Annotated in this window: 26 protein-coding genes and 2 pseudogenes; 8 read left to right on the forward strand and 20 right to left on the reverse strand. The window is 47.3% G+C overall.

Going from position 1 to position 23,034, the window contains the following annotated elements; all coding sequences use genetic code 11:
* The 10 genes and pseudogenes from V7126_RS10300 to V7126_RS10345 form a co-directional block, all read right to left on the reverse strand.
* A pseudogene (locus V7126_RS10300) lies at nucleotides 1-628 on the reverse strand (copper ion binding protein); the annotation flags it as partial.
* Nucleotides 629-705: 77 nt separating this feature from the next.
* Nucleotides 706-915, reverse strand: coding sequence for a copper chaperone CopZ (gene copZ, locus V7126_RS10305; RefSeq protein WP_046129200.1), 210 nt, complete (start codon nucleotides 913-915; stop codon nucleotides 706-708).
* An 87-nt stretch (nucleotides 916-1,002) separates the two neighbouring features.
* Nucleotides 1,003-1,296, reverse strand: a complete 294-nt coding sequence (gene csoR / locus V7126_RS10310; protein WP_046129199.1) for a copper-sensing transcriptional repressor CsoR — start codon at nucleotides 1,294-1,296, stop codon at nucleotides 1,003-1,005.
* A gap of 103 nt (nucleotides 1,297-1,399) precedes the next feature.
* Nucleotides 1,400-1,951 (reverse strand): DJ-1/PfpI family protein, encoded by a 552-nt coding sequence (locus tag V7126_RS10315; protein ID WP_046129198.1) that lies wholly within the window; start codon nucleotides 1,949-1,951, stop codon nucleotides 1,400-1,402.
* Nucleotides 1,952-2,020: 69 nt separating this feature from the next.
* Nucleotides 2,021-2,782 carry a DeoR/GlpR family DNA-binding transcription regulator gene (locus tag V7126_RS10320; RefSeq protein ID WP_046129197.1) on the reverse strand — a complete coding sequence of 254 codons (762 nt, stop codon included), beginning with the start codon at nucleotides 2,780-2,782 and terminating at the stop codon, nucleotides 2,021-2,023.
* A 75-nt stretch (nucleotides 2,783-2,857) separates the two neighbouring features.
* A complete protein-coding gene (locus V7126_RS10325) occupies nucleotides 2,858-4,348 on the reverse strand; it encodes a rhamnulokinase (RefSeq protein ID WP_046129196.1) in 1,491 nt (496 codons plus the stop codon).
* Nucleotides 4,345-5,565 carry an L-rhamnose isomerase gene (gene rhaI / locus V7126_RS10330; protein ID WP_046129195.1) on the reverse strand — a complete coding sequence of 407 codons (1,221 nt, stop codon included), beginning with the start codon at nucleotides 5,563-5,565 and terminating at the stop codon, nucleotides 4,345-4,347. The genes V7126_RS10325 and rhaI overlap by 4 nt, the downstream gene beginning before the upstream one ends.
* Nucleotides 5,558-5,924, reverse strand: a pseudogene (locus tag V7126_RS10335) (sensory rhodopsin transducer). Before V7126_RS10335 ends, rhaI begins: the two are co-directional and overlap by 8 nt.
* Nucleotides 5,869-6,009: a hypothetical protein gene (locus V7126_RS10340; RefSeq protein WP_231947522.1), complete on the reverse strand. Its 141-nt coding sequence runs from the start codon at nucleotides 6,007-6,009 to the stop codon at nucleotides 5,869-5,871. The pseudogene V7126_RS10335 and the gene V7126_RS10340 overlap by 56 nt, the downstream one beginning before the upstream one ends.
* Nucleotides 5,999-8,068 carry a bifunctional rhamnulose-1-phosphate aldolase/short-chain dehydrogenase gene (locus V7126_RS10345; RefSeq protein WP_046129194.1) on the reverse strand — a complete coding sequence of 690 codons (2,070 nt, stop codon included), beginning with the start codon at nucleotides 8,066-8,068 and terminating at the stop codon, nucleotides 5,999-6,001. The genes V7126_RS10340 and V7126_RS10345 overlap by 11 nt, the downstream gene beginning before the upstream one ends.
* Before the next feature lie 186 nt (nucleotides 8,069-8,254).
* Here V7126_RS10345 and V7126_RS10350 point away from each other — a divergent pair, with 186 nt between their 5' ends.
* Complete coding sequence (locus tag V7126_RS10350) at nucleotides 8,255-9,442, forward strand: MFS transporter (protein ID WP_046129193.1); 1,188 nt, start codon at nucleotides 8,255-8,257, stop codon at nucleotides 9,440-9,442.
* 24 nt (nucleotides 9,443-9,466) lie between these two features.
* Here V7126_RS10350 and V7126_RS10355 read toward each other — a convergent pair whose 3' ends face one another.
* The 5 genes from V7126_RS10355 to V7126_RS10375 form a co-directional block, all read right to left on the reverse strand.
* Nucleotides 9,467-10,141, reverse strand: a complete 675-nt coding sequence (locus V7126_RS10355; protein WP_335497568.1) for a Type 1 glutamine amidotransferase-like domain-containing protein — start codon at nucleotides 10,139-10,141, stop codon at nucleotides 9,467-9,469.
* Nucleotides 10,142-10,155: 14 nt separating this feature from the next.
* A complete protein-coding gene (locus V7126_RS10360; protein ID WP_335497569.1) occupies nucleotides 10,156-11,370 on the reverse strand; it encodes an MFS transporter in 1,215 nt (404 codons plus the stop codon).
* Between the two features lie 77 nt (nucleotides 11,371-11,447).
* Nucleotides 11,448-11,933, reverse strand: a complete 486-nt coding sequence (locus tag V7126_RS10365; protein ID WP_202049210.1) for a MarR family transcriptional regulator — start codon at nucleotides 11,931-11,933, stop codon at nucleotides 11,448-11,450.
* Between the two features lie 109 nt (nucleotides 11,934-12,042).
* Nucleotides 12,043-13,221, reverse strand: a complete 1,179-nt coding sequence (locus V7126_RS10370) for an amidase (protein ID WP_175075502.1) — start codon at nucleotides 13,219-13,221, stop codon at nucleotides 12,043-12,045.
* Nucleotides 13,222-13,317: 96 nt separating this feature from the next.
* Entirely contained in the window at nucleotides 13,318-14,490 is a 1,173-nt protein-coding gene (locus V7126_RS10375; RefSeq protein WP_175075504.1) for a macrolide family glycosyltransferase, read from the reverse strand.
* A gap of 179 nt (nucleotides 14,491-14,669) precedes the next feature.
* On the opposite strand from V7126_RS10375, the gene V7126_RS10380 reads away from it, so the two are divergent.
* Nucleotides 14,670-15,722: an oxidoreductase gene (locus tag V7126_RS10380; protein WP_175075506.1), complete on the forward strand. Its 1,053-nt coding sequence runs from the start codon at nucleotides 14,670-14,672 to the stop codon at nucleotides 15,720-15,722.
* A gap of 29 nt (nucleotides 15,723-15,751) precedes the next feature.
* Here V7126_RS10380 and V7126_RS10385 read toward each other — a convergent pair whose 3' ends face one another.
* The 4 genes from V7126_RS10385 to V7126_RS10400 form a co-directional block, all read right to left on the reverse strand.
* Nucleotides 15,752-16,387, reverse strand: coding sequence for an FMN-dependent NADH-azoreductase (locus V7126_RS10385; protein WP_046129187.1), 636 nt, complete (start codon nucleotides 16,385-16,387; stop codon nucleotides 15,752-15,754).
* 244 nt (nucleotides 16,388-16,631) lie between these two features.
* Nucleotides 16,632-17,600, reverse strand: coding sequence for an oxygen-dependent tRNA uridine(34) hydroxylase TrhO (gene trhO / locus V7126_RS10390; RefSeq protein ID WP_175075508.1), 969 nt, complete (start codon nucleotides 17,598-17,600; stop codon nucleotides 16,632-16,634).
* A gap of 190 nt (nucleotides 17,601-17,790) precedes the next feature.
* Nucleotides 17,791-18,000: a sigma-O factor regulator RsoA gene (gene rsoA, locus V7126_RS10395; protein ID WP_046129266.1), complete on the reverse strand. Its 210-nt coding sequence runs from the start codon at nucleotides 17,998-18,000 to the stop codon at nucleotides 17,791-17,793.
* Complete coding sequence (locus V7126_RS10400; protein WP_335497570.1) at nucleotides 17,987-18,565, reverse strand: sigma-70 family RNA polymerase sigma factor; 579 nt, start codon at nucleotides 18,563-18,565, stop codon at nucleotides 17,987-17,989. The genes rsoA and V7126_RS10400 overlap by 14 nt, the downstream gene beginning before the upstream one ends.
* 157 nt (nucleotides 18,566-18,722) lie before the next feature.
* On the opposite strand from V7126_RS10400, the gene V7126_RS10405 reads away from it, so the two are divergent.
* The 6 genes from V7126_RS10405 to V7126_RS10430 all read left to right on the forward strand — a co-directional run bounded on the left by V7126_RS10405 (nucleotide 18,723) and on the right by V7126_RS10430 (nucleotide 22,050).
* Nucleotides 18,723-18,860 (forward strand): YvrJ family protein, encoded by a 138-nt coding sequence (locus V7126_RS10405; RefSeq protein ID WP_082094021.1) that lies wholly within the window; start codon nucleotides 18,723-18,725, stop codon nucleotides 18,858-18,860.
* Between the two features lie 94 nt (nucleotides 18,861-18,954).
* Nucleotides 18,955-20,106, forward strand: a complete 1,152-nt coding sequence (locus V7126_RS10410) for an oxalate decarboxylase family bicupin (RefSeq protein ID WP_175075511.1) — start codon at nucleotides 18,955-18,957, stop codon at nucleotides 20,104-20,106.
* A gap of 69 nt (nucleotides 20,107-20,175) precedes the next feature.
* Nucleotides 20,176-20,568, forward strand: a complete 393-nt coding sequence (locus V7126_RS10415; RefSeq protein WP_046129182.1) for a YrvL family regulatory protein — start codon at nucleotides 20,176-20,178, stop codon at nucleotides 20,566-20,568.
* A gap of 162 nt (nucleotides 20,569-20,730) precedes the next feature.
* On the forward strand, nucleotides 20,731-20,856 hold the full coding sequence (locus tag V7126_RS10420; RefSeq protein ID WP_272901825.1) for a hypothetical protein: 126 nt from the start codon (nucleotides 20,731-20,733) through the stop codon (nucleotides 20,854-20,856).
* A 7-nt stretch (nucleotides 20,857-20,863) separates the two neighbouring features.
* Nucleotides 20,864-21,178, forward strand: a complete 315-nt coding sequence (locus V7126_RS10425; protein ID WP_335497571.1) for a DUF6022 family protein — start codon at nucleotides 20,864-20,866, stop codon at nucleotides 21,176-21,178.
* Nucleotides 21,179-21,495: 317 nt separating this feature from the next.
* Nucleotides 21,496-22,050: a DUF420 domain-containing protein gene (locus tag V7126_RS10430; protein WP_175075512.1), complete on the forward strand. Its 555-nt coding sequence runs from the start codon at nucleotides 21,496-21,498 to the stop codon at nucleotides 22,048-22,050.
* A gap of 107 nt (nucleotides 22,051-22,157) precedes the next feature.
* On the opposite strand, the gene V7126_RS10435 is transcribed toward V7126_RS10430, so the two are convergent.
* Nucleotides 22,158-22,835, reverse strand: coding sequence for a hypothetical protein (locus V7126_RS10435; protein ID WP_175075514.1), 678 nt, complete (start codon nucleotides 22,833-22,835; stop codon nucleotides 22,158-22,160).
* Nucleotides 22,836-23,034: the final 199 nt, after the last annotated feature.

Consider the following 23,034-nt stretch of genomic DNA (forward strand, 5'->3'; position numbering starts at 1 on the left):
CAATTGTACCGGCGTAGCCAGGGCCAATTGCACCCACGGATCCATCAGCATGCCGGGCAGCCAAATAAATGACGTGAATTTGAAATGGCTGACCATCGCCCAAAGCAGCGGAAAAGACAAAATCGCGGAAAAAATGAATTTTCCTGTCTGTTGCTGAATCTCTTTTTTCCGCTGCTCAAGAGCGCCGTCCGCGCCTTTGGTCTTCTTTTAATTCAAGCTTGTAGCCGAGCTTTTCGATAACTTCTTTCATATCATCGACAGTCACGGCTCCGGGAAGATATGCAACCGACACTGTTTCAAGGGCAAAATTGACAGGTGCGCTCTCTACGCCCGGCAGTTTTTCCAGCCGTTTTTCGATCCGGTTCGCGCAGGCGGCGCATGTCATTCCCGAAATCGCAAACTCGGCTTTTTCGGCCGGTACGCGGTAGCCGAGCGATTCAACCTTTTCAGCCAGCTGTCCGACTCCGATTTGCGCCGGGTCATAGACGATTTTCGATTTTTCCAGCGCCAAATTCACATTTGCATCCTCAACCCCGTCAAGCTTTTTTAAGCCTTTTTCGATTCGGGCCGCACACGCGGCGCACGTCATTCCTGATATTTGAAGTGTAGCTTCTTTGCGTTCGCTCATATCGTTCACTCCTTATATACCCCTATCGGGTATATATTCAGCAGAAAAAACCGCGCTTGAAAAGCGCGCGTTTTCCCTTATCCTTCGACATCATACCCTTGATCCTCGATCACATCAGCGATCTCTTTCAGTGATACTTTAGCAGAATCAAATGAAACATCAACTTTTCCGCCGGCCAAATCGACTTTGACGGATTCGACGCCGGCCAATTTTCCGACGCTTCCTTCAACCGCCTGAACACAGTGGTTGCAGGACATTCCTTTTACATCAAGCGTTTTTTGTTCCATTATTCAAATACCTCCCTAAGGTTTTCTGATGTTGCTCAATTACAGATTACCATACCCCTGTAGGGTATTTCAAGAGAACATTCTTCATCACGATTTTGAAAACCGTTTAAATACATCAAGCAGCTCTTCGATGGCTTCTTCGCCTTTTCCGCTTTGAATCGCATTGGCCACGCAATGATGCGTATGATTTTCCAGCAGGCTGAACGCCACCTTTTGCATCGCGGCCTGAACCGCAGAAATTTGCACGAGTATATCGACGCAGTAGCGGTCGTTTTCAATCATGTTTTGAATGCCCCTGACTTGCCCTTCGATCCTTTTTAACCGGTTTGTGATCTGCTCTTTTTCTTTTGAGCTTTTCGGATTCAGCTTATGTTCCGACATTGGGACACCTCACTTTCATTATTCTTTCCAATTGTACCGATGATACTATTATAAAACGTAAACACAGATCGTGTCTAAAAAAGATAACCCCAAATGCTCGGGGTTATCCTCTAAGGCGTTTGAAAAATTCTCTCATAAACTCGGGAAGATTGGACCAATCGTGTCCTGAAACAAGGTTCCCGTCAACATGCAGCTTTTCTTCGATATACGTCGCGCCTGAGGCTTCGACTTCAGGCTTGCAGGCAATGTAAGCCGTCAGCTCGCGTCCTTTCAGATGTTCTCTCAAGCTGGTGAAAATCAGGCTTGCGTGACAAATGGCGCCGACCGGCTTATTTTCCTCAAAGAAATGGGCGACGATCTTTAACAATGAGTCATACATCCGGATAAATTCAGGCGCGCGGCCGCCCGGAATGATGATGCCGTCGTATTCGGAAGGGTCGATGTCGTCAAACGATGCGTGCGCCTCAATTAAATAGCCCGGTTTTTCGGTGTATGTATCCCAATCTAAGAAGTCGTGGACGACCGTATGGATTTTTTTCTTTTTCGGCGCAGCAATCGTTACGTCAAAGCCCTCTTCCAAACAGCGGTAGTACGGATAATACACTTCCAGCGCTTCGACAGCGTCACCTGTCACAATCAATACCTTTTTTGCCATCAAAAACATCTCCTTTCTTATTTTCCCTTTTATTGTAACCAATTCGCGCCTTTTTTGAAAACCAAGTGCTCAGCTGACAATTGTGACGGCTTCTGTTTTTTCCTTCAATGCGGCAAGCGATTCTTTGTCGATGCCGGAATCGGTAATAATCATGTGCTCATCCCGAAGCTGATCGATTTGCGAAAACGCCCGCTTGCCGAATTTGCTGCTGTCCGCCATGACAATCGTTTGGTCGGCGATATCGATCATCCGCTTTTTCAAAAGGGCCTGCCATTCGTTTGAATCGCTAAGTCCGCTTGCAGGGTCGACGCCTTTGCACGAAATGAAGGTTTTATTCACATGGTACATCTCAAGGGATCTCTCCGCCAGCGGCCCGACGAATGACATCGATTGCGGAAGCAGCATCCCGCCGCTTGAGATCACCGTGATTTTGTCCTTTTTGCTTAGCTCCATCGCCACCCTGACGGAATTGGTAATAACGGTAAGAGGGATGTTCTCCAGCGTTTTGGCCATATACCACGCCGTTGTGCTGGCATCGAGAATGATCCGTTCGCCGCTTTCTACGAGCTTGACCGCTTCATAGGCTATCATCTTTTTTTCGACAACATTCGTAATTTCCCGCTCCCGAAAATGCACTTCAGGCTCTTCTGTCTGTACGCTGACTGCCCCTCCATGGCTTCTTTTCAGCTTGTTTTCTTTCTCAAGCTTTTCCAAATCGCGCCTGATCGTTTCTTCCGTCACGGAAAAGAGCTCGCTCAATTCTGTGACGCGTACGCTCGAGCGCAGATTGACAAGTTCGACGATTTTTTGATGTCTTTCAGCTACAAGCATCCTTTACTTCCTTCCTCTACGCAAAATCACTGTTTCTTCCATCATAGCGCATAAGCGCCGAACCGGGAAACGTTTTTAACGCTTTCCGCCGGCAGCAGCGCCTAAAATATGCTCTGTAAAATGCCGGTACGCTTTCTCCCAGGCCGCTGTATCTTTAGGAGCGTACGTTTTTTGGGAAAAGGATTTCTTGATGGCCCGCCTCGCATCCCAAACATCCCAAAACATCCCGAGTGCGATCGCCTGAACCGCGATGTTGCCGATCGCACTCGCCTCAGAAGGACCCGCCCAAACCTTTCTCGCCAATACATTCGCTGTATACTGGCAAAGCAGTTCATTGCGAATGCCGCCACCAACCATGTGAAGCCCCTCGTATTCCTTCCCTGTCAACGCCTCGATCCGTTCCAGGATAAAGCGGTATTTCAACGCAAGGCTCTCCAGCACACAGCGGATGATCGCACCCGGTGTTTCCGGAACGTTTTGATCCGTCTTTCGGCAGAAGTCTTTGATCGCCTCAGGCATATTGACGGGATTGAGGAACATTTCATGATCCGGGTCAATCCATGACCTAAACCCGTCAGCCTGTCCGGCAAGCTTCACAAGCTCCCCGCTCGCATACCGCTTTCCGTCTTTCTCCCAATCCGCCTGGCAGCGCTGAAAGATCCACAGCCCCATAATGTTTTTCAAAAGGCGGTACGTCCCGCCGACGCCGCCCTCATTTGTGAAGTTCCAATCGAGCGCCTGTTGTGTCATAAGCGGCTTATCAAGCTCGGTCCCGATCAGCGACCACGTCCCGCAAATGAAGTAAGCGAATTCCTTTGTTTCGGCGGGAATGCCTACAACAGCCGATGCCGTATCATGTTCGCCGACGGCGATGACGGGAGCTGCCGGGACGCCCAGTTCCTCGCATACAGACGGCATGAGCCGCCCCGCTTCATCGCCAGGCTTCAGGAAATCTTTTGGAAAAATCGCAGCCGGCAGACCGAGAAGGCTGATCAGCTCCCAATCCCAGCCCGAGGTGTTCGGATTGAAAAGCTGGGTCGTCGTTGCATTTGTAAATTCGCTTTTTTTCTCGCCTGTTAGAAAATAGCGCAGCAAATCGGGAATCATTAAAAGCGTCTCTGCCCGTTCCAAAAGGGACGGTTTTGCTTTTTTCAGCGCATAAAGCTGATACATCGTGTTAAATGGCAAAAGCTGAATGCCTGTGTGCGAAAATATCTTTTCCTTGCCGAGGACATCCAATACTTCTTCCATAATACCGTCAGTATGGGGATCGCGGTAATGATATGGGTTGCCCAAAAGCTCCCCGTTTTGATCGAGGAGGCCGAAATCGACCGCCCACGAATCGATCCCGATGCAGCTGATGCGGCCGAAATCGTTTTTCGCTTTTAAGATGCCTTGCTTGATTTCGTGAAAAAGGCGGAGAATGTCCCAATAAAGGTGCCGTCCCGCCTGCACAGGCTGATTTGGGAAACGGTGGATTTCCTCCGCTTTAATCAGTCCGCCGTCGACATGCCCGCTGAAGGCTCTGCCGCTTCCCGCCCCAAGATCAAACGCGAGGATCGTCACCAGCTTGCACCGCCTTTGCCGCGCGCCAGAATTTTATCCGCATATCCGCTTTCCTGATAAGCTGCAAGCGGTTCGGCCGGAACGTTCATCTCCTCACGCACCGCATACAGAAGCGGTCTGACATCGATTTCAAACGCTTCGCGGACGGCCGCCTCGCAAGCGAGTACATCACCTTTTTCCTGCCCCTTTTTGACTTCGTCATAGTTGATGAGAAGCGCTTTTGCATAGTATGTCTGCACATTCATGACCGAGCGGATCACCGCCGGAATTTTCGGTTCAAGATTGTGGCACTGATCAAGCATATATGCAATGTTTTCGGCTGTTTTCCTGACATGTTGGTCAGAGTCCTGTAAAGCATCCAAAATTTGATAAAAAATGAGAAACAGCTCATACGGATTGTGCGCACCGACGATTAAATCGTCATCCGCGTATTTGCGGCTGTTGAAATGAAAGCCTCCCAAACGGCGTTCATCGAGCAAATAAGCGACGATATGTTCAATGTTTACGCCCTGGGCGTGGTGGCCGGTGTCTACGAGCACTTCAGCCTGCGGGCCGAGCTTTTGAGCGAGATTGTAAGCCATTCCCCAATCCGCCAGATCGGTATGGTAAAAAGCCGGTTCAAAAAATTTATACTCGATCAACAGGCGCATGTCGTCTTCAAGCGCAGCATACATGTCAGAAAGGCATTCATACATCCAGTGCTTCCGCTTTCTGATGTCCGCCTGGCCGGGATAGTTGGTTCCGTCGGCAAGCCAGAGGCTTAATTCCTTTGACCCCGTCTGCCTTGCGATATCGATGCATTCAAGCAGATGGGCGGTCGCTTTTCTGCGGATAGCGGAGCTTGCGTTTGTGATGCTTCCGAATTTGTAATCATCGTCTTGGAACAGGTTCGGATTGACTGCTCCGATTGCAATTCCGAGTTCTTCGGCATGCGCTTTTAATTTGGAATAATCGTCAACCTGATCCCACGGAATATGAATCGCAACGGTCGGACAAACGCCGGTCAGCTTATGGACGACGGCTGCATCCTCCATTTTTTCGAATGGGTTCCTCGGCACGCCTTCCTGCTGAAAGACTTTAAAGCGCGTACCCGAGTCGCCGTATCCCCATGAAGGCGTTTCTATTTTAAGCGCTTTCATTTTTTCTTTTACTTCAGACAGATTGATCCCTCTGTCTTTTTGCTGCTGTTCAAATGCGGCGTAAATACGATCATTCATGTACACTCATCCCCCTGTTTGTTGTTAGCGGATACGCCATCGTCGTCATTAAAGCCAGCTCAGGCTGGGTGGCGTCCAGCCTGCTGTACTGGACGATCACGGGTACATCGCTTTTGATTTCGATGGCATACGGAACATTTTCAGGAATCCGTTCTCCCGATGCTTGAAGCGAGCTTGTGCGAATATGTTTTGTTCTTCTTCCTTTGACGGTCTCGGCTATCCCCTCAAGCGGCGGACGGTCTTCGAAAAAGGCGGTGATGGCAAGATGTGCATCTTTCCCGTTGCAATTTAAGACATATCGATTCATGGCTCGTCAGACTGCCTGAGCTTGCCGGCGGGATAAATCCGTCCGGAATGATCCAATGACGCTCTCCTTTCATCTCCCGTTTCCCCCTTGTTTTTGAAAAAGGCGGCTCCTCTGCCGCCTTTTCGGTTATCTTGCAAATGCGGCAGGTACGCCTCCGTCGACAGTCAGCATGCACCCCGTCGTTTTGGCCGATTTTCCCGAGGCAAAGTAAGCGATCGCTTCGGCAATATCGGCCGGATAAATGTTTACGGAAAGAGCGGTCCGCTTCCTGTAATGCTCTTCGAGTTCATCTGGCCCGATTCCGTAGGCAGCAGCCCTTTCCTCGCGCCATTTCGAATCCCAGATCGCCGACCCTTGCAGAACGGCGTCAGGCAGAACAGAGTTCACGCGGATGCCGTATGATCCGCCTTCTGCGGCGATGCATCTCGCCAAATGGACTTCAAGCGCTTTAGCGGAGCTGTAGGCGGCGGCATTTTTGCCGGCATAGACCGAGTTTTTCGATCCGACAAACACCATGCTCCCGCCGAGGTTTTGTTTTTTCATTTGTTTAAAAGCTTCTCGGGCGACCAGGAAATATCCTGTACCCAAAACGTCCATATTCAAGTTCCATTCCTGCAGACTCGTTTCATCGATCGGGCTTGACGTCGCAAGCCCGGCATTGTTGATGACGATGTCAATGCCGCCGTAACGCAAAGCGCTTTCCCTGAAAGCCGTCTGAACCTCGTCTTCTTTCGTGACATCCAGTTTAACGGCGGACGCCCTGCCTTCGCCGTATTGTTCATTAATCGCCCGCGCCGTTTTTTCTGCGCCTTCGATGTTGATGTCTGCGACAACGACATGCGCCCCAACGGAGGCAAGCCTGCGGCACGTCTCGCTGCCGATTCCGCCGGCGCCGCCCGTCACAAAAGCGGTCTTGCGGGAAAATTCAGCTTCCGGAGGAGCGAGCGTTAATTTGTAGAGCTCAAGCGGCCAGTATTCAATGCGGTAGGATTCTTCTTCATTGAGAGAAACAAAGTTTCCCAGCGCTTCCGTCCCTTTCATGACGGCGATCGCCCGACGGTATAAATCCCTGCTCACTTTTGCTGCGGCAAGGCTTTTTCCCGATGCGACAAGTCCGAGCCCCGGGATCAGGATGACGCGGGGCGCAGGTTCAAACATTTCGTCGCCTTCCTGTTTGTTTCTCTCAAAGTAGGCTCTATATTCGTCTTTAAATTTGGCAATCTCTGTTTTTATCAATTCGATCAGGCGGTTCTGATCCTCTTCCGCCGGTTTCCACGGGATATACGCCGGGACGCGTTTTGTATGAACGAGGTGATCCAGACAGGCGGCGCCGATTTGCGAAAGCTCCGGGGCCTTTCTGCTGCCCGAGAACTCCAGCACATCTTCCGAATCGCAGTACGTCAGGAGCATTTGCTTCTGATCGCTGACGGCCCCGCGTATCACCGGCATGATGTCGGCGACGATGCGCTTTCTCTCTTGGGCCGGCAACGGTTCATGCTGCTGTCCGCCGAATGGCTGATGTCCGGCAGAACGTCGCTCGATATAATCTTCCGCTTCGCGAATCACGGCAATCGTCCGGGCATAGCATTCTTTAGACGTCTTACCCCATGTGACGAGCCCGTGCTTCTCCATTAAAACAAGCTCGGCTTTCGGATTGTGTTTCACTCCTTCGGCGATCATTTTCGAGAGTTTGAAGCCCGGCCTTACATAAGGCACCCAGACAAAACGGTCTCCGAAAATCTCTTCGGCAATTTGCCTTCCGTTGTCTGCGCAGCAAATGCTGATGATTGCATCCGGGTGCGTATGATCCACATGCCGAAACGGCAAAAAAGCGTGCAAAAGCGTTTCGATTGACGGGCGCGGATGATTTTTATCGATCATGCAGTGTGATAAATAAGCTGTCATGTCTTCATCCGTCATGTCTTCGCGTTCAATCAGCGGCCGGATATCGTCAAGCCTCAGCCCGGTAAAGTTAACCGCTTTCATTTTTGCCAAATCAGATCCGCTGCCTTTCACCCACATGACGTCGATGCTCCTGCCGCGAAAATCTGTTTCCGTCGTTTTCATCGACGTGTTGCCGCCGCCCCAATTGCAAACGGAACGGTCAGAGCCGATCAGGTTGGAGCGGTATACGAGTTCGTCTAGCCCCGGCGCCAATGCTGTTGCTTGATCATCGGACCATAAATATTCCACCATATCAATCACTCCGTTTTCGTTTGTTTATTTTTGTATACGTCTGTTTTAAGAGTATCATGTTTTTGTTTTTTTGTAATCGTTTTTTTGATATTCAGTTGAAACATATTCCATAAAAAAAAGCGGTTGAAATTCCTCCCATTATCTTTTACGATATAAACTCATGTTTTTTAAAGGAGGGATGAAGCGATGAACAGAAAACACAATGCGCCAATCAAGCTGATCATTATGATTTTTATGATCTGCACGTTTTCCATCGGCTTTACGGAATACGTCGTCATGGGCATTTTAACTTCTATTTCAAAGGATCTCTCTGTCCCGATTTCAGCGACAGGACTGTTGGTGACAGCTTACGCAGGAAGCGTCTGTCTGACGGGGCCGATCGTGACGCTTCTTTCGGTAAAGCTTCCGCGAAAGCCTGTATTGCTCGGCTTGATGGGCGTTTTCGTTTTGGCCAATACACTCAGTATATTTGCGCCAAACTTTACCGTTTTACTCATATCCAGACTTTTATCCGCATCCATTCACGGTGCATTTTTTGCAACGACGATGGTGTTCGTCAGCGAAATGGTACCGCCTGAAAAAAGGGCCGCTGCTGCTGCGTCAATGAACGGCGGTTTGACGATCGCCCTGATGCTCGGCGTCCCATTCGGCTCCTATTTGGGTGACCTTTTCAGCTGGCGGATCGTCTTCTTCATGGTCGCACTTCTCGGCCTGATCGGCTTTTTCGGCATCCTGCTGACCGTACCGCACAAAAAGCCGAAAGTCGTGCCGAAATTGATCCATGAATGGGATGTCTTTAAAAATAAACAAGTCCTTTATTCCTTTGCCATCACCATCTTTGGCTATTCAGGCGTGTTCATCGCCTACACCTTCATCGAACCTATGCTGCGACACTCTGCCGGCTTTGGAAGCCTCGGCATTACGGCAGCCCTTTTCGCATACGGCTTCGGCGGTGTTGTCGGCAACTTCTATGCGGGAAAAGTGCCGTTTCACCTGTTGACCCGTTCTATGATCGGTGTCATGATCGCATTGATGTGCATTCTGGCGGCGTTTCCATTTGTTTCTGGACATCCGGCAGGCGCCATCATTGCGACTTTCTTATTCGGAGCGGGCGCGTTCGGAACGGTGCCGCTCTTGCAAACGAAAGTCGTTGCAGGATCTGAACACGGAACGACGATTGCAACTTCCGTCAGCATCGCCGCTTTCAACCTCGCCAACGCGCTCGGCGCATGGATCGGCGGCATCATTCTCGACGCCTCCAAATCCTACACATATCTCGCTACCGGAGGCGCCCTGATGACTGCATTCGGCTTAACGCTGACGATGTTCGCTTATGCGTCCGAGAAAAAACAGGTGAACGAAGCCTGGGAATAGAGAAAAAAAGCTCCACATGCCGGTTCATGTGGAGCTTTTCTTTATAAAGTGATTCACATCGACAACGGTCTTGCTGTCTTCCGCAAATACACAGGCGGGCTTTGTTCCGATGACTTGCATTCTGCCACCGCCGGCCAAAATCGCCGTTTCCTCAGGCAATGAAATAACCGGCGTCCCATATTTCTTTATAAATGTATTGATCAGCGGGTCGTCTTCCCGATTGTAGTGGCACCAAATCGAATACCCGCCTGCAAGCCCCAAACCGTCGAATTCATTTAAACCAACATTGTTGTCATCCATATGGGAACATGTCATGATATGTTTTCCGAGAATGATCGCGCCCGCGCTTCCGCCGTAGACAATCCCGCCCCGCTTTGCATAGCTTTGCAAAATATCGTTGAAACGGGTGTCTGTGACATGCTTCAATAAACGAAACGTATTTCCACCTCCGATATATACAGCAGAAAAGCGATCCAAATCCCGGAACCTCTTATTCTTTACGTCCGGCCACATGACGATGTCGTTTACGCCAAGCGGAGAGAAAACCCCTTTTATCCACTGAAAACAGCTGTCAAACCGTGAAGCCTCCATCGCCGCTGGAATATATAATAAAGGCTTCGCTTTATCGATTTCTTCAGCAAAACGCTGATCGATCATGCGGGTTTGGTCCCGGTCCCCGCCTCCGGAAAGAAACAGCATAATATCACTCCATTTCAGGAAGAACCGATTGTTTTTTGTCTCTGTTCGGTTTTCAGTCTGTACGCTTTCCCGATGACCGTCTCCATCACGAGCACAGCGCCCGCATACAGCGCTCCAAAACAGCAAAACACGGAGACAGACGGCAGCCGTTCCAGCAGAAATGCCGTTATCATCGGCCCGCACGCCATTCCGGTGTATCTGATGAAGTTAAACATTCCTAATGCACTGCCCCTGTTTTCCTCATATTCGTTTGCCACCATCGTCGAGAACAGCGGCGGAATAAGCCCCATCGCGATGCCAAAAAGGACAAGGGCGATGGACATGAAAAAAATCGAGAAGGTATGGGTGAATCCAAATATGACAATGCTTCCTGCAGCTGTTAGATTGCCGTACAAAAACAGCCGTCCAAGCGGCGCTTTCTTTTGAATCCATTTAAACAGCACGCTTCCGGCAATTGTGCTTCCAGCGATCGGCAAATAAAGCAAGCCGACCGTTTTCAGACTGAGATGATAGCTGTCAGTCAATAAAATAGGCAAATAGACGATGATTGAAAAATACACGAAAAAGATGAAAAAACTCAAACTAAACATCGCCTGTCCCGTCTTGTTTTTGAAAATGTCCTTGTAGCCGGAGAAGAGGCAGTTCGCAGTGATGCGCCTTTTCTTCCCCGGTTTTCTGTGAGGAACATACAGGGCGTTTACTAAAAACAGTATGGCGGATATTCCCGTCAAAAACCAAAAAACCCCTGGATAGCTGTATCGGTCGCCGATGAATCCCCCAAGTATCGGCGCCGCTGCGGGGGCGATGGATAACAGCATTTGATACGTCCCCATCGCGCTCGCCCGTTTTGTTCCTTCAAATAAACCGCTGATCGTTGTCGCAGCAATGAGAGGAAGGGCGGCGGTTCCCGCGGCCTGAAGCACCCTGAAAATCAGAAACAGCGTAAAGTCCTGAGCTGCGGCACAGCCGATGCTGGCTGCAGCCGTTACGGCGATGCCTGCCGTCATCACAAATCCCGCGCCTTTCCGATCAATCAGCGGACCGAGAATCATCTGCATCACTGCCGTCACGAAAATAAACAAAGTGACGGAAAGGTTCACCATTGGTGCGGAAACGCGGAACGAATCCATGATAAGAGGGATGATGGGCGAATAGATATTTTGGCTTAACGAAGCAAAAAACGCGCTGATGCAAACAGCATACATAATAAAAGATGGACTTGCTTTCATATGTTTCAACCTGAAAAACGCCTGCCTTTATTTTGATGATACGCGGACAGCAGGATGCCGCCATCCGCCCGTCTGATTCATTCCATATGTTTTGACCATTCGCCTAAAAAGCGGATGACGGTTTTGAGCTCTGATTCCGAAAATTTCTCAAACAGTTCAATATAGCGCTGCTTTGCGATTTCATGCATCCGGTCATGGACCTCCGCCAGCTTTTTGCCTTCCGCTGTCAGCGTGTAATACAATTCCTTGTTGTTGTTCGGCTTTTTGTGAGACTCAATCATCGAGCGCTTCATCAAAACGTTTGTCGCTTTTGTGATGGCCGCTTTTGAAACGTGAAGCCGCTCCGCAAGATACGCGTTGTTAACCAAGGCTTCGCTGTCATTGATGACTGACACGATGTGAAGCTGTGTGAGCGTCCAATGCTGACGCAGATGTTCTTCGCCTTTAAAAGCTTCTTCGGCGGCTTTCTGCTGTTCGTGCTGCATTCGTTTCTCTCTTTTCAGGACAAAATCCTGAACAGCTTCAAATACCTGCTCATGAATATTGTTTTCCACTTTATTCATCCCTTTCTCATTTTGTTAACCGGTTAACTATATTATAGTTTACCGGTTAACAAAAAACTTTACAAGCAAAAAAGCATATTTTGCAGGATGAAAACCCGCAACATATGCTTTACAGCTTCAACGACAAAACAGACTTTTCCGCCCAGGAGAGAAGCTTCAAATCCTGTTTGGGGCCGGCGATAAACGATAATCCTAATGGCTCGCCGCTTTTCGCTGATAAAGGGATCGTGATCTGCGGCAGTCCTGCGAGCCCGGCTATACACGTGAGCTGCATTGTTCTGGCCCTTCTCTCATTCAATCGATATTCCGGAATCCCGCGGAGCGGCGGAGTGCCGGGGGCGGTAGGGATGACAAGCAGGCCGGTTTCACCGAGCCAATCGGCCAGCTTGTCTGCGATCGCCTGCCTTTTGACAAATTCGTGTTCATGATCGCTTTTTTTGAGCGTGGACGCCCATTGAAACCGCTCTGCAATTCCTGCGCCAAACACCGGTTTTTCGCGCGTGATCCACTCTCCGTGTTCTTCCCAAATGTCCAAGCCTTGCAGCACCCTGAACGTTTCAGCCCATTCGGCAAGCCCGTTGTCTGCCACATTCACCCATTCGCATTCGCCGCCGATTAAATCGGCGGCACGCGCATGGACTTCCTTCCGATCCTCATCTTCAAGCAGCCGCCAAGCCTCTTTTTCAAAATATATGCTGTCAAAGGATGGCCGGCTGCTGTCCCGGCCGCTCAATAAAACGCGGCCGACGGCATGAACCACGCCGATATCTTTCGCCATCCAGCCCACCGTATCAAAGCTTTTGGCAAGCGGAATCATGCCTTCGGCAGATACCTCCCCGTGTGTCGGCCGAAATCCGAAAATGCCGCAGTATGACGATGGAATTCTGACGGAGCCGCCTGTGTCCGTTCCGAGGGCAAAATCGGTCAAGCCGGCGGCAACCGCAACCGCGGAGCCGCTCGATGAGCCGCCCGGAACTTTCCCTTCGGCGGCGGGATTGACAGGTGTTCCATAATGGGCGTTTTCCCCGTTCAGACTGTACATCAATTCATCTGTATGGGCAGCCCCCTTCAGCCCGGCTCCTTCCCGAAGCAGAAGATCGACCGCTGCGGCGTTTTTTGCCGATGGTCCGTGCGTCCTCAGCCAGTCCGGATTTCCAGCGGCGTTCTTATGCCCTTTTACATGAAACACATCCTTGACGGCAAACGTCTTGTTCTTCAAGCTCCCCTCGACGTTCTCCGGCTTCACATAAAGCTCTTTATCTATAAAAGCTCCCCAATGGTTCTCCAAAAAAATCCCCCCATGATATCAACGATAACCTGGGGGATACAGCAAAGAAAACGAACTTGTCATAAAATCTTCCTGTTTCGATATGCGGAAACCTCTTTAATTTGCCGGCAGTCTGTGCTTCTTTTCTTCAACAAACCGGTCGACGGCCGCCACCGCCCGCGCGACTCCGCCTGCATCCTGAAAGCTTTCCTTGATCTTGCGGATTCCTTTCAAATAGGCTTCATTTGCTGCTACTTCATTGACGGCTTTCTTTAAAGTTTCATCATTCACGTCTTCCTCAGACAATACAAAGCCTGCTCCAAGCTCTTTTAGACGCGCCGCGACGACGGGCTGGTCTTTGTCATGCGGAATGACGACGAGCGGCACTTCAAAGTGAATCGCTTCATTGACGCTGTTCATTCCGCCGTGAGTGATGAAAACGTCAGCATGCCGTAATACGTCTAACTGGGGAACATAAGCAGAAATAATAAAATGGTCGGGTGATGCTTTCAGCCTGCTTTGATCGGTCCTTTCTCCGGCGGCGATAACAACCTTCCCTTTAAAATCAGAAAATGCATCAATGCACATATTGAAAAACGCTTCTTTATCTGCAAGAACGGTCCCCATCGAAATATACAGAACACGCTCATCCTCGAGTTCTTCGAGCGGAAAGCCGCGCCTGGATCCTTTCCGCTCGGGAAAACTCGGGCCTACAAAGACGTATTCATCTCCGTACCGATCGCTGTCAGGCTGAAAATAGCGGCTCGTATACGCGATATTTAACTCGCCGTCATTTCTCATAAACTGTGCCGGGCTTTCCACGTTCACGCCGAACTCGTCCCGAATCTCTCTTATGAGCCTCTCAACTTCCGGGTTTCCCTCGGCAGCTTTGATCGGTCCGTGTTTTTTCATAAATTCCTCGGAAAACAAGAAGGAGGATGATGAAGAAATTCCGGGAATCCCCAAATAATCCCGGACCAGTTTTCCGGCTCCGAATGTATCGTAATAAACAAAATCAAACTCGATCTGTTCGGCCAGCTCCCTTACGGCTGACAGCGTATCTTTTGCAATCTCAATCATGATTTTCAGCACCGAATCCACGCCTTTCAGTTTTTGCATGACGTCGGGCTGAAGATGAACGCGGACGCCGAGCGCTTCAAGCCTTTCTTTAAATTTTTCGGTCGTAATGTAGTGGACATTGTCCCCTCTTTCTGCAAAAGCCTTCGCCATACCTAGCGTAGGATTGACATGGCCCTCAGCCGGAACATTGATCATCAAAATATTTGCCATCTTTTCTCACTCCTTTATTTAGAAAATTCTACAGGCCGAAAACGGAATATGTCCACTAACTAAAGTCTGAATTATTGGATGAAATTGGCAGGAAGCCGGTTTTATGTTTGTTCATCGCGGCAAACAGGGTAAAATAAAGACGTACAGCACTACATAGACAAATAAAAGATGAGAGGAGAATGAAGTTGGAGAGAATTCGCACGGGATTATTGGGCTACGGGCTGTCAGGTTCTGTTTTTCATGCGCCTTTATTATCGGTTTTGGACGAATTCGATATCAAAAAAGTGATGACTTCCCGAAAAGAGCAAGTCAACCGGGAGATTCCGGAAGCGGAAACGGTCAGCTCGATTGAAGACATCACGAGTGATCCGGAGATTGATCTGGCGATCGTCACAACGCCGAGCGGCCTTCATTATGAAGCGGCTAAAGAATGCCTTCTCGCCGGAAAGCACGTCGTCCTGGAAAAACCGATGACGGCTACAGCCAAAGAAGCAGAGGAGTTAATAAACATCGCCGAAGAAAAAGGCGTGCGCCTCAGCGTCTACCACAACAGACGATGGGATAACGACTTTTTGACGATCAAGCAGCTGATCGATGAAGGCCGCCTCGGAGAGGTCAATACATTCCATGCTTCTTACGACCGCTTCAGGCCGAATGTCAGACAACGCTGGCGGGAACAGAAAGGCCCGGGTTCCGGCGCGCTCTATGATCTTGGTTCACACCTGATCGATCAGGCCCTTCATTTATTTGGCATGCCCGAGGCCGTTACCGCTCAAGTGGCCGCCCAAAGAGAAGGCGCTGAAACAGACGATTATTTCCACGTCGTACTTCATTACGGGAAGCTGCAGGCGATTCTGCACTCCGGCTCGATCGTTCCGGCAAACGGCCCGCGCTACCAGATTCACGGTTCAAAAGGAAGCTTTATCAAATACGGCATCGATGGGCAGGAAGACGCGCTGCGGTCCGGACAAAAACCGGCCGGTGAATCTTGGGGAACGGACGTACCGGAGAATTACGGAGAATTAACCGTTGTCGAAGGCGAAGAAGTGAAAAAAGAAATCGTGGAAACGCTGCCTGGTTCTTATTTGACATACTACAAAGAACTTGCGGCAAGCATCAAGAACGGCGGCAAACTCCCGGTTACAGCAGAGGAAGGTCTCAACGTCATCCGCATCATCGAAGCGGCCCGAACGAGCAGCGAATTAAAAAAGACAGTATCGACCGATCAATAACGAAAAACCGCGGGTTTTCCCCGCGGTTTTTAAAATGTCTTACCCAATTCTTTTGCGTGGGCAATCGCATTTTTTTTGATTTCGTCCGCTTTATCAGGTTCCGCATTATGCCCTTCAACAAACAGGCCTTCAAACGACGGTACCCCGAAAAACTGCATGATAATGCTGATGTAGCGGTGTCCCATTTCTAATTCAGCGGCTTGTCCCTCTGAATAGTAGCCGCCCCGCGCCTGAATATGCAGCGCCTTTTTATCCGTCAGCAGCCCGATCGGACCTTGCTCCGTGTATTTAAACGTCTTTCCTGCAACGGCGACTGCATCGAAGTATGCCTTCATTACAGGAGGAAAAGAGAAATTCCACATCGGTGTGACGAACACATATTTGTCAGCTTCAACAAATTGCTCGCTCAGCTCATTCAAACGGCCGACCTTTGCTTTTTCGTGTTCGGAAAGCTGTTCAAAGCCCGATCCTGATTGAAGTTTTCCCCAGCCGCTGAACACGTCGGCATCGATATGCGGAATGTTTTCCCGGTAAAGGTCAAGGTGAATTACTTCATCGTCCGGATGTGCTTCCTTATACGAATCGATAAATGCTTTTCCCGCAGCCATGCTGTACGATGCTCTTTCATCATGAGGGTGTGCGGTAATATAAAGGATTTTCGCCATTTCTGCCTACCTGCCTTTTTTAAATTGTTGTTTGTAGTATGAGACATTCAAATGGCAAATATTCAGCAACATATAGCTTTCCTTCAGACGGGAATTTCATTTCGCGAAAAAAAACAGGAACGCCCTGATCCTTTCAAGGCGTTCCCATTTCAAACCAAAGCCGGCTCCATTTAAAGGAGCAATGCCGATCGGAGATGCCGCGGGCATCTTCGATTTTTTATATGATATTCTGTATTCACTGCTTTTATGACTTTGCTGCATGTTCCTCTTCATTCAGCTTTTCTAGTCTTTCTCGCACTTCTTCCTCTGTCAGGCCGTGTTCTTTCACGTACAAATTGTGCGGGTGAATCCGGCATTCATGCGTACAGCCCCGCAAATAGCGGTGTTCGTTTTCTTCTGAACACAAGATTTGCTTGTTGCATTCCGGATTGGCGCAGTTGACGTAGCGTTCGCACGGTTCGCCCGTGAAATAATCCTTGCCGACGATGACGTGCTCTTTTCGGTTGACGGGAACGCTGATTCTTTCATCAAAGACATAGCATTTTCCGTCCCACAGCTCGCCTTGAACCTCCGGATCTTTCCCGTAGGTGACGATCCCTCCGTGAAGCTGGGAAACGTCTTCAAATCCTTCTTTTTTCAGCCAGCCTGAAAACTTCTCACAGCGGATTCCGCCCGTGCAGTAAGTCAAAATTTTCTTTCCTTCGAGCTTTTCCTTGTTTTCTCTGATCCATTCAGGCAATTCGCGGAACGCTTTGATGTCGGGTCTGATCGCTCCCCGGAAATGACCAAGGTCATACTCATAATCATTTCGGGCATCGACGACGATCGTATCCTCCTGCTGCAGCGCTTCATAAAATTCTTTTGGCTCAAGGTATTTCCCTGTTAGCTCATTCGGGTCTACGTCGTCTTCAAGGCGGAGCGTCACCAATTCAGGGCGGTGGCGGACATGCATTTTTTTGAACGCATGCTGATCCGCTTCATCGATTTTGAAGACCATATCTTCAAAGCGGGGGTCTTTTTTCATTTCATTCATGTATGTCTCCGTCTGTTCGACCGTTCCCGACACGGTGCCGTTAATCCCTTCCTCTGCGACGAGAATCCGCCCTTTCAGCCCCAGCTCTTTGCAGAATGTAAGATGATCCTGCGCAAATTGCTCAGGATTGTCGATGTGAACATATTTATAGTACAACAATACCCGGTATTGATTTTCCATGTTTCCTACCACCTTATCTATCGCATTCATTATATATTATGGAATTATAATCCATTTACTTTGTAAATCCACAGTCATATTAAAACAAATAATAGTAATAATTTCAATACAGCTGCTTTGACACTTCCACGAATCAAATGCTACAAATTCTATCACTAATTGTGATTTAACGCAAGCATCATGACTTCAGTCAAAGCTTGTTTACCAGGTCGGCGACAAATTCCCAAAACCCGGGGACATCCTGACAAAGTAGCATGTCCGCTTTTTCATAAATTTTAATTTTCAGCTCCTGCTCAAGGTCTTCCCTTTCTTGAAAAGATGTGTTTTTTAATTTGTTCCTGATCATCGGCATGAAGGTTTCGAGCCATTCTTCAAAATCCCGGTCATTAGAGAGATTCATCTTTATCATCCCCTTCCCCTTTAGAATTCAGACATTTTCTCATTTTTTCAATGCCTCTTTTATGAATTTTAGAGATATTTTGCCTCGATTCTCCCAAAGAGCGGGCGATCTCTTGCATAGAAGCGCCGTGAATATAGATATGCGCAAACACCTGCTTTTGCTTATCTGTCAGCTGCATAAACGCCTCATAAAGCAGCGGGTCCTGGATATGCTCGGCCAAATCTTCCTCCCGGTTTAACACATCATCGAAGACATCTCCTTGAGGCGGTTCGGCCGCATGATCGCAGTCGTCCATGATCAGCGGAAACCGCTGCTGGTTCTTCCGGACTCGTTTATCAAAATCGATTGAGAATATCCTGATCATAGAATTGATGTACTTGATGATCCGAATATCCTTATAAAATTTTTTGAACTCAAGATCAAGGTATTCAGCCTCTTCAGAATCCGGATGCTCCATGACATGGTGAAAAAGCCGCTCACACCTCGGGTTGCTCAAGAAATGTTTGATAAGCGGATGTCCCCTGATTTCCTTCATTTTGGAACGCAGTAAAGCTAAATTCTTCATAAAACACCGCCTCCTATTTAGTTAAATGAAAGAAATGCAAGAAAAGTAAACTTATCTTTTCCATAAATATGCAAACCTAAGTTCTTTTCTTGCAAAAATCGTTCCTCGCTGACATTTTTCGATCTTTCGTCACTTATAGAAATAGGAGGTGTTTCATATGGACAATACATTGATCGAATACGTCGGAAATGTCGGCTTCCCTGCCGTATTGGCGATCTACCTTTTAACCCGCTTCGAAAAGAAAATTGATGAATTGATCGAATTGATTAAAGAAAAAAATGCACACACCGATTGACATCCAGGCCGCTTCTTTCACTTAACATGACGGAAGGGGAAAACGAAAGGTCTTTTTAGTCTCCCTTCAAAATTCAAAAAAGGAGATGTTCACAATGGAAAAAAACAAACAGATTCCAGAACCGATCAGAGGAGAAAAAGGGGCGACAACCAAAATTCCGCACAACATCGAACGCGACCGGCAAAATCCGGACATGCTCGTTCCGCCTGAAACCGATCACGGTACCGTTCCAAACATGAAGTTCTCATTTTCCGATGTCCACAACCGTCTTGAAACAGGGGGCTATGCGAGGGAAGTAACCGTCCGTGAACTGCCAGTTTCAGACAATATCGCTTCCGTCAACATGAGGCTGAAACCCGGCGCGATCAGAGAGCTGCACTGGCATAAAGAAGCGGAATGGGCATATATGCTGTACGGCTCCGCACGCATTACCTCAGTTGATCAAGACGGGAAAAATTTTATCGAAGATGTCAAGGAAGGCGATTTATGGTATTTTCCGTCCGGGCTTCCTCATTCTATACAAGCTCTTGATGAAGGCTGCGAATTTCTGCTCGTCTTCGATGACGGCTCTTTCTCGGAAAACAGCACCTTCCAGGTGACGGATTGGCTGGCCCATACACCTGACGACGTCATAGCCGCCAACTTCGGAATTTCAGAGGAGATCGTCGCAGCGCTTCCAGATGAGGAAAAATACATTTTCCAAAAAGCGATCCCAGGTTCTCTCGAAAATGACAAGGTTGACAGTCCGAACGGAACGGTGCCTGAATCGTTCAGCTACCGGCTGCTTGAGCAGGAACCGATCGCATCGAGCGGAGGAAAGGTGTGGATCGCCGATTCGACGAACTTTAAAGCATCGAAAACGATTGCCGCAGCCTTGGTCGAAGTCGAGCCGGGCGGAATGAGGGAGCTGCACTGGCACCCAAATACAGATGAATGGCAATATTACATTTCAGGCGAAGCGAAAATGACCGTGTTTGCCTCCGACGGACATGCAAGAACATTTAATTACCGGGCGGGCGATGTCGGCTATGTACCGTTTGCCATGGGGCACTATGTTCAAAATACCGGGGACAAACCGCTTCGCTTCCTCGAAATTTTCAAAGACGACCATTACGCAGACATATCCTTGAATCAATGGCTCGCGCTTCTTCCTGAAACGCTCGTCCGCGACCACCTGGATGAGGGCGCAGACTTGATGAAAACGCTTTGCAAACAAAAACATCCAGTCGTTAAACATTGTAAATAAAAAGATGCCAGGGCTTGCTTTCCGCAAGCCCTCCGGCTGTTTACATACCATAAAAGGAGCTGTGATCTCATGTTCAAAAAAATAGCCGTCTGCTGCATCTCAGCGGCTTGTATTTTTGCAGGGCACTTTATAGGAATTTCTGTTTTGTTTCAGCTATTGGGCGCTTTTTTTCAATCATTCGGCTCCGTGTTCATTTTTACTTTCGCATATATCGCGCTGACACTTATGATCGAACCTGTCGAAAAGATCATGATCCTCACGATCAGAAGGCTTCGGCTCCGTCAATGGGCAGCCGTTCTAGCAAGCGACATCACCGCTGTCCTTTTTTTATGGACTGCCGTATTTACAGCTGATGAATTTTTGGATGACATATATCTGTCGACATCTGCTGAAATCGTGATGGCCGTATCATTTTTCATCGTCGACAAAATGCTCTATCCCCGCCTTGTGTATAAACCATAGCCCAACTGCGGATGAGAGCGCGGCATTACGGCTTCCTTATAGCACATTATAAAGTTTTTCCGAAGCGCCCCCTTCTGCACTGCTCAAAAGTGTGAAAAACGTTGCCATTTGCATGCATGTTATAAGCTAAAGGTGCATGATCAAAAAAGGAGGGTTTGCAATATGGAGGAAATCGGTGAACAGATGCAGCGCTTCGTCAGCAACAATTGGAAAAAAGCGCTGCATGACCATTATGAAGAATTAATGAAAACTTTTCCCGAGTTGGAGGACCTACGGCCTTTACCTTGACAAGCTGATGCCTCCAGTATTTGAAAGCCTTGAGGCATGCGGCTTCAAAACGACGCACGACACTAAAAAAAGCGATTTTCTGATCGGAAAATCGCTCAATTTCAGACATTCCATCGAAAAATGGGGTACGGAAGATCAACGTTCAAGGGTCTTTTGGATCGTCGTCAGCGATCGGCAAAACAACCTGACCGGCACCCTGCTCTTCGACTTCTTCCATTCCCATGCAGGCTTCAACGTGCCGAAGGCTCCGAAAATTTCTGCCATAAGAGAAACAGAAAGGGGCAACATTGTGGAGGCTGTTAAGCGGATGAAGGATGCATAACGTTTAGGATATATCGCCTTTATTTATAAATATTGTTAAGTAAATAGCATAGTGCTTATTCAAAAGAGATAAACATTAATTTTGGTAAAAATAAAAGAGACATTCAGTAGGAAAAAAGAATATCACATATGATAAAAGATGAATTAATGAACTGAATATTAAACATTCTTCCGCTATTTTTGGAATGAATATTCAGGTACATTTCATCATGCCATTTGCATTTCAATTGCTACTTTATACTTTTTTTACTTTTATTTTTTTACGATATAATTATAAAAACCGTGTCGATGATTTATAAACAAAGAAAGGAGATAAATATGAAAAACACATCTTATCAATCAACCAGCAAACGAAATTACACTGGCTTGATTATCACTGTCACTATTACTGCAAATATCATTATATTATTACTGTTTTTTTCGCCACTTGGTTATCATGGGAAAATAAGTTTTGACCTCTCTATATTCCCTCGGTTAAACGCAATACTTAATAGCTTTACTTTTATTTTTTTACTTGCTGCTTATTTTGCAATTAAAAAGAAAAACATAAAAATACATAAGGGATTTATTTTTGCTGCTTTCACAACAACTATACTTTTTCTTATTTCTTATCTTACTTATCATTATTTATCTGGTGAGACAACTCATTATGGGGGGCATGGCCTTTCAAAATACTTTTATTATTTTATACTCATTTCTCATAGTATTCTTGCAGGTATTGTGATTGGACTTGCTCTATTTTCATTATTATGGGGATTAACGAAGCAAATTGATAAGCATCGAAAAATTGTTCGATGGACAATGCCAATTTGGCTCTATGTCAGCTTTACAGGTGTGTTAGTTTATTTATTAATTTCACCCTACTATAATTAGATCTAACTTCAAATAGAATTATTATCAAAAAAGGGCTACTTGGATTAAATAAAAATCACCTTAAAAATAATTTAGCCCCCTCTCGTTTGAGAAGGGACCTGAATTTTCTAACCGAATAATTGCTCACACATGTTCTTTGCACCAGCCCAGCTTACTCCAGTAGTTACAAGCCCACATAGTGCCGAACATGCTATCGCTCCCCAACCGCCTGTAACACCTGTGCATGCTATAACACAGGCTGCTTTTGTTCCAGTACCTAAGACAGCGTTGACAATTTTTCGGCATAGGCTTGAAGAGTTTTGTGTTTGAAAGCTATTTTCATTTTTGGGAGAAACAAATTTTTCATCAATTTTGTTTCCGTCTTTGTCCAATTTAACAATATACTTCGCTCCGACATTTAAGTTAATTATTTCGACTTTAAAGTTATTGTTGTCTAGTTTCTCAATTTTATGCTCTAAAGCTAGATATTTATTGTTGTTTATATTTACATAATATTGGTTGAAATGCATTTGCTTTTTATCTTTGTCTACATTATCCGATATGATCACAATTTTCTCTTCTTGATCTTTAACAACAGTTGAATTTTCCGTATTCAAGGAAGATGTTTTAATTCCATTTTTCTTTAAAATGTCTACTGCTTGTTTTAGGTCTGATGAAGAAGGTGAAGGTAATGTCGTAGAACTTTCACAAGTTTTACACTTTTCGTCTGCTTGGACAGTTGACTGCTGACCAACCACTAGTGTTATCATAGAAAATGTCATCAATAAGGCTAGAAATTTCTTCATAATATACCCCCTGTTTTTGTATTTGTTGATATATTTATACATTACAATCTAGGGATATTTTGTTAAAGGGTATAATTTACTAATACGAAAGGGGAATTTGGTAATGAAAAATACGAATGTGAAATTGGTTGGCATGGTATTTGCAGTAACTTTAGTGAGTCAGATTATGTTTTCCCTTTTGAACAGAACATTCAATTTT

Origin of the sequence: Bacillus sp. JJ675, from assembly GCF_036963165.1 — a bacterium.
GTDB classification, from domain to species: Bacteria; Bacillota; Bacilli; order Bacillales; family Bacillaceae; genus Bacillus; species Bacillus glycinifermentans.

Bases quoted from the DNA above. Each gene is read 5' to 3' on its own strand.
- copZ (WP_046129200.1), bottom strand. From the start codon at position 915: ATGGAACAAAAAACGCTTGATGTAAAAGGAATGTCCTGCAACCACTGT.
- csoR (WP_046129199.1), bottom strand. From the start codon at position 1,296: ATGTCGGAACATAAGCTGAATCCGAAAAGCTCAAAAGAAAAAGAGCAG.
- V7126_RS10315 (WP_046129198.1), bottom strand. From the start codon at position 1,951: ATGGCAAAAAAGGTATTGATTGTGACAGGTGACGCTGTCGAAGCGCTG.
- V7126_RS10320 (WP_046129197.1), bottom strand. From the start codon at position 2,782: ATGCTTGTAGCTGAAAGACATCAAAAAATCGTCGAACTTGTCAATCTG.
- rhaI (WP_046129195.1), bottom strand. From the start codon at position 5,565: ATGAATGATCGTATTTACGCCGCATTTGAACAGCAGCAAAAAGACAGA.
- V7126_RS10345 (WP_046129194.1), bottom strand. From the start codon at position 8,068: ATGGTGGAATATTTATGGTCCGATGATCAAGCAACAGCATTGGCGCCG.
- V7126_RS10350 (WP_046129193.1), top strand. From the start codon at position 8,255: ATGAACAGAAAACACAATGCGCCAATCAAGCTGATCATTATGATTTTT.
- V7126_RS10355 (WP_335497568.1), bottom strand. From the start codon at position 10,141: ATGCTGTTTCTTTCCGGAGGCGGGGACCGGGACCAAACCCGCATGATC.
- V7126_RS10360 (WP_335497569.1), bottom strand. From the start codon at position 11,370: ATGAAAGCAAGTCCATCTTTTATTATGTATGCTGTTTGCATCAGCGCG.
- V7126_RS10365 (WP_202049210.1), bottom strand. From the start codon at position 11,933: ATGAATAAAGTGGAAAACAATATTCATGAGCAGGTATTTGAAGCTGTT.
- V7126_RS10375 (WP_175075504.1), bottom strand. From the start codon at position 14,490: ATGGCAAATATTTTGATGATCAATGTTCCGGCTGAGGGCCATGTCAAT.
- V7126_RS10380 (WP_175075506.1), top strand. From the start codon at position 14,670: ATGAAGTTGGAGAGAATTCGCACGGGATTATTGGGCTACGGGCTGTCA.
- V7126_RS10385 (WP_046129187.1), bottom strand. From the start codon at position 16,387: ATGGCGAAAATCCTTTATATTACCGCACACCCTCATGATGAAAGAGCA.
- trhO (WP_175075508.1), bottom strand. From the start codon at position 17,600: ATGGAAAATCAATACCGGGTATTGTTGTACTATAAATATGTTCACATC.
- rsoA (WP_046129266.1), bottom strand. From the start codon at position 18,000: ATGAATCTCTCTAATGACCGGGATTTTGAAGAATGGCTCGAAACCTTC.
- V7126_RS10400 (WP_335497570.1), bottom strand. From the start codon at position 18,565: ATGAAGAATTTAGCTTTACTGCGTTCCAAAATGAAGGAAATCAGGGGA.
- V7126_RS10405 (WP_082094021.1), top strand. From the start codon at position 18,723: ATGGACAATACATTGATCGAATACGTCGGAAATGTCGGCTTCCCTGCC.
- V7126_RS10410 (WP_175075511.1), top strand. From the start codon at position 18,955: ATGGAAAAAAACAAACAGATTCCAGAACCGATCAGAGGAGAAAAAGGG.
- V7126_RS10415 (WP_046129182.1), top strand. From the start codon at position 20,176: ATGTTCAAAAAAATAGCCGTCTGCTGCATCTCAGCGGCTTGTATTTTT.
- V7126_RS10420 (WP_272901825.1), top strand. From the start codon at position 20,731: ATGGAGGAAATCGGTGAACAGATGCAGCGCTTCGTCAGCAACAATTGG.
- V7126_RS10425 (WP_335497571.1), top strand. From the start codon at position 20,864: ATGCCTCCAGTATTTGAAAGCCTTGAGGCATGCGGCTTCAAAACGACG.
- V7126_RS10430 (WP_175075512.1), top strand. From the start codon at position 21,496: ATGAAAAACACATCTTATCAATCAACCAGCAAACGAAATTACACTGGC.
- V7126_RS10435 (WP_175075514.1), bottom strand. From the start codon at position 22,835: ATGAAGAAATTTCTAGCCTTATTGATGACATTTTCTATGATAACACTA.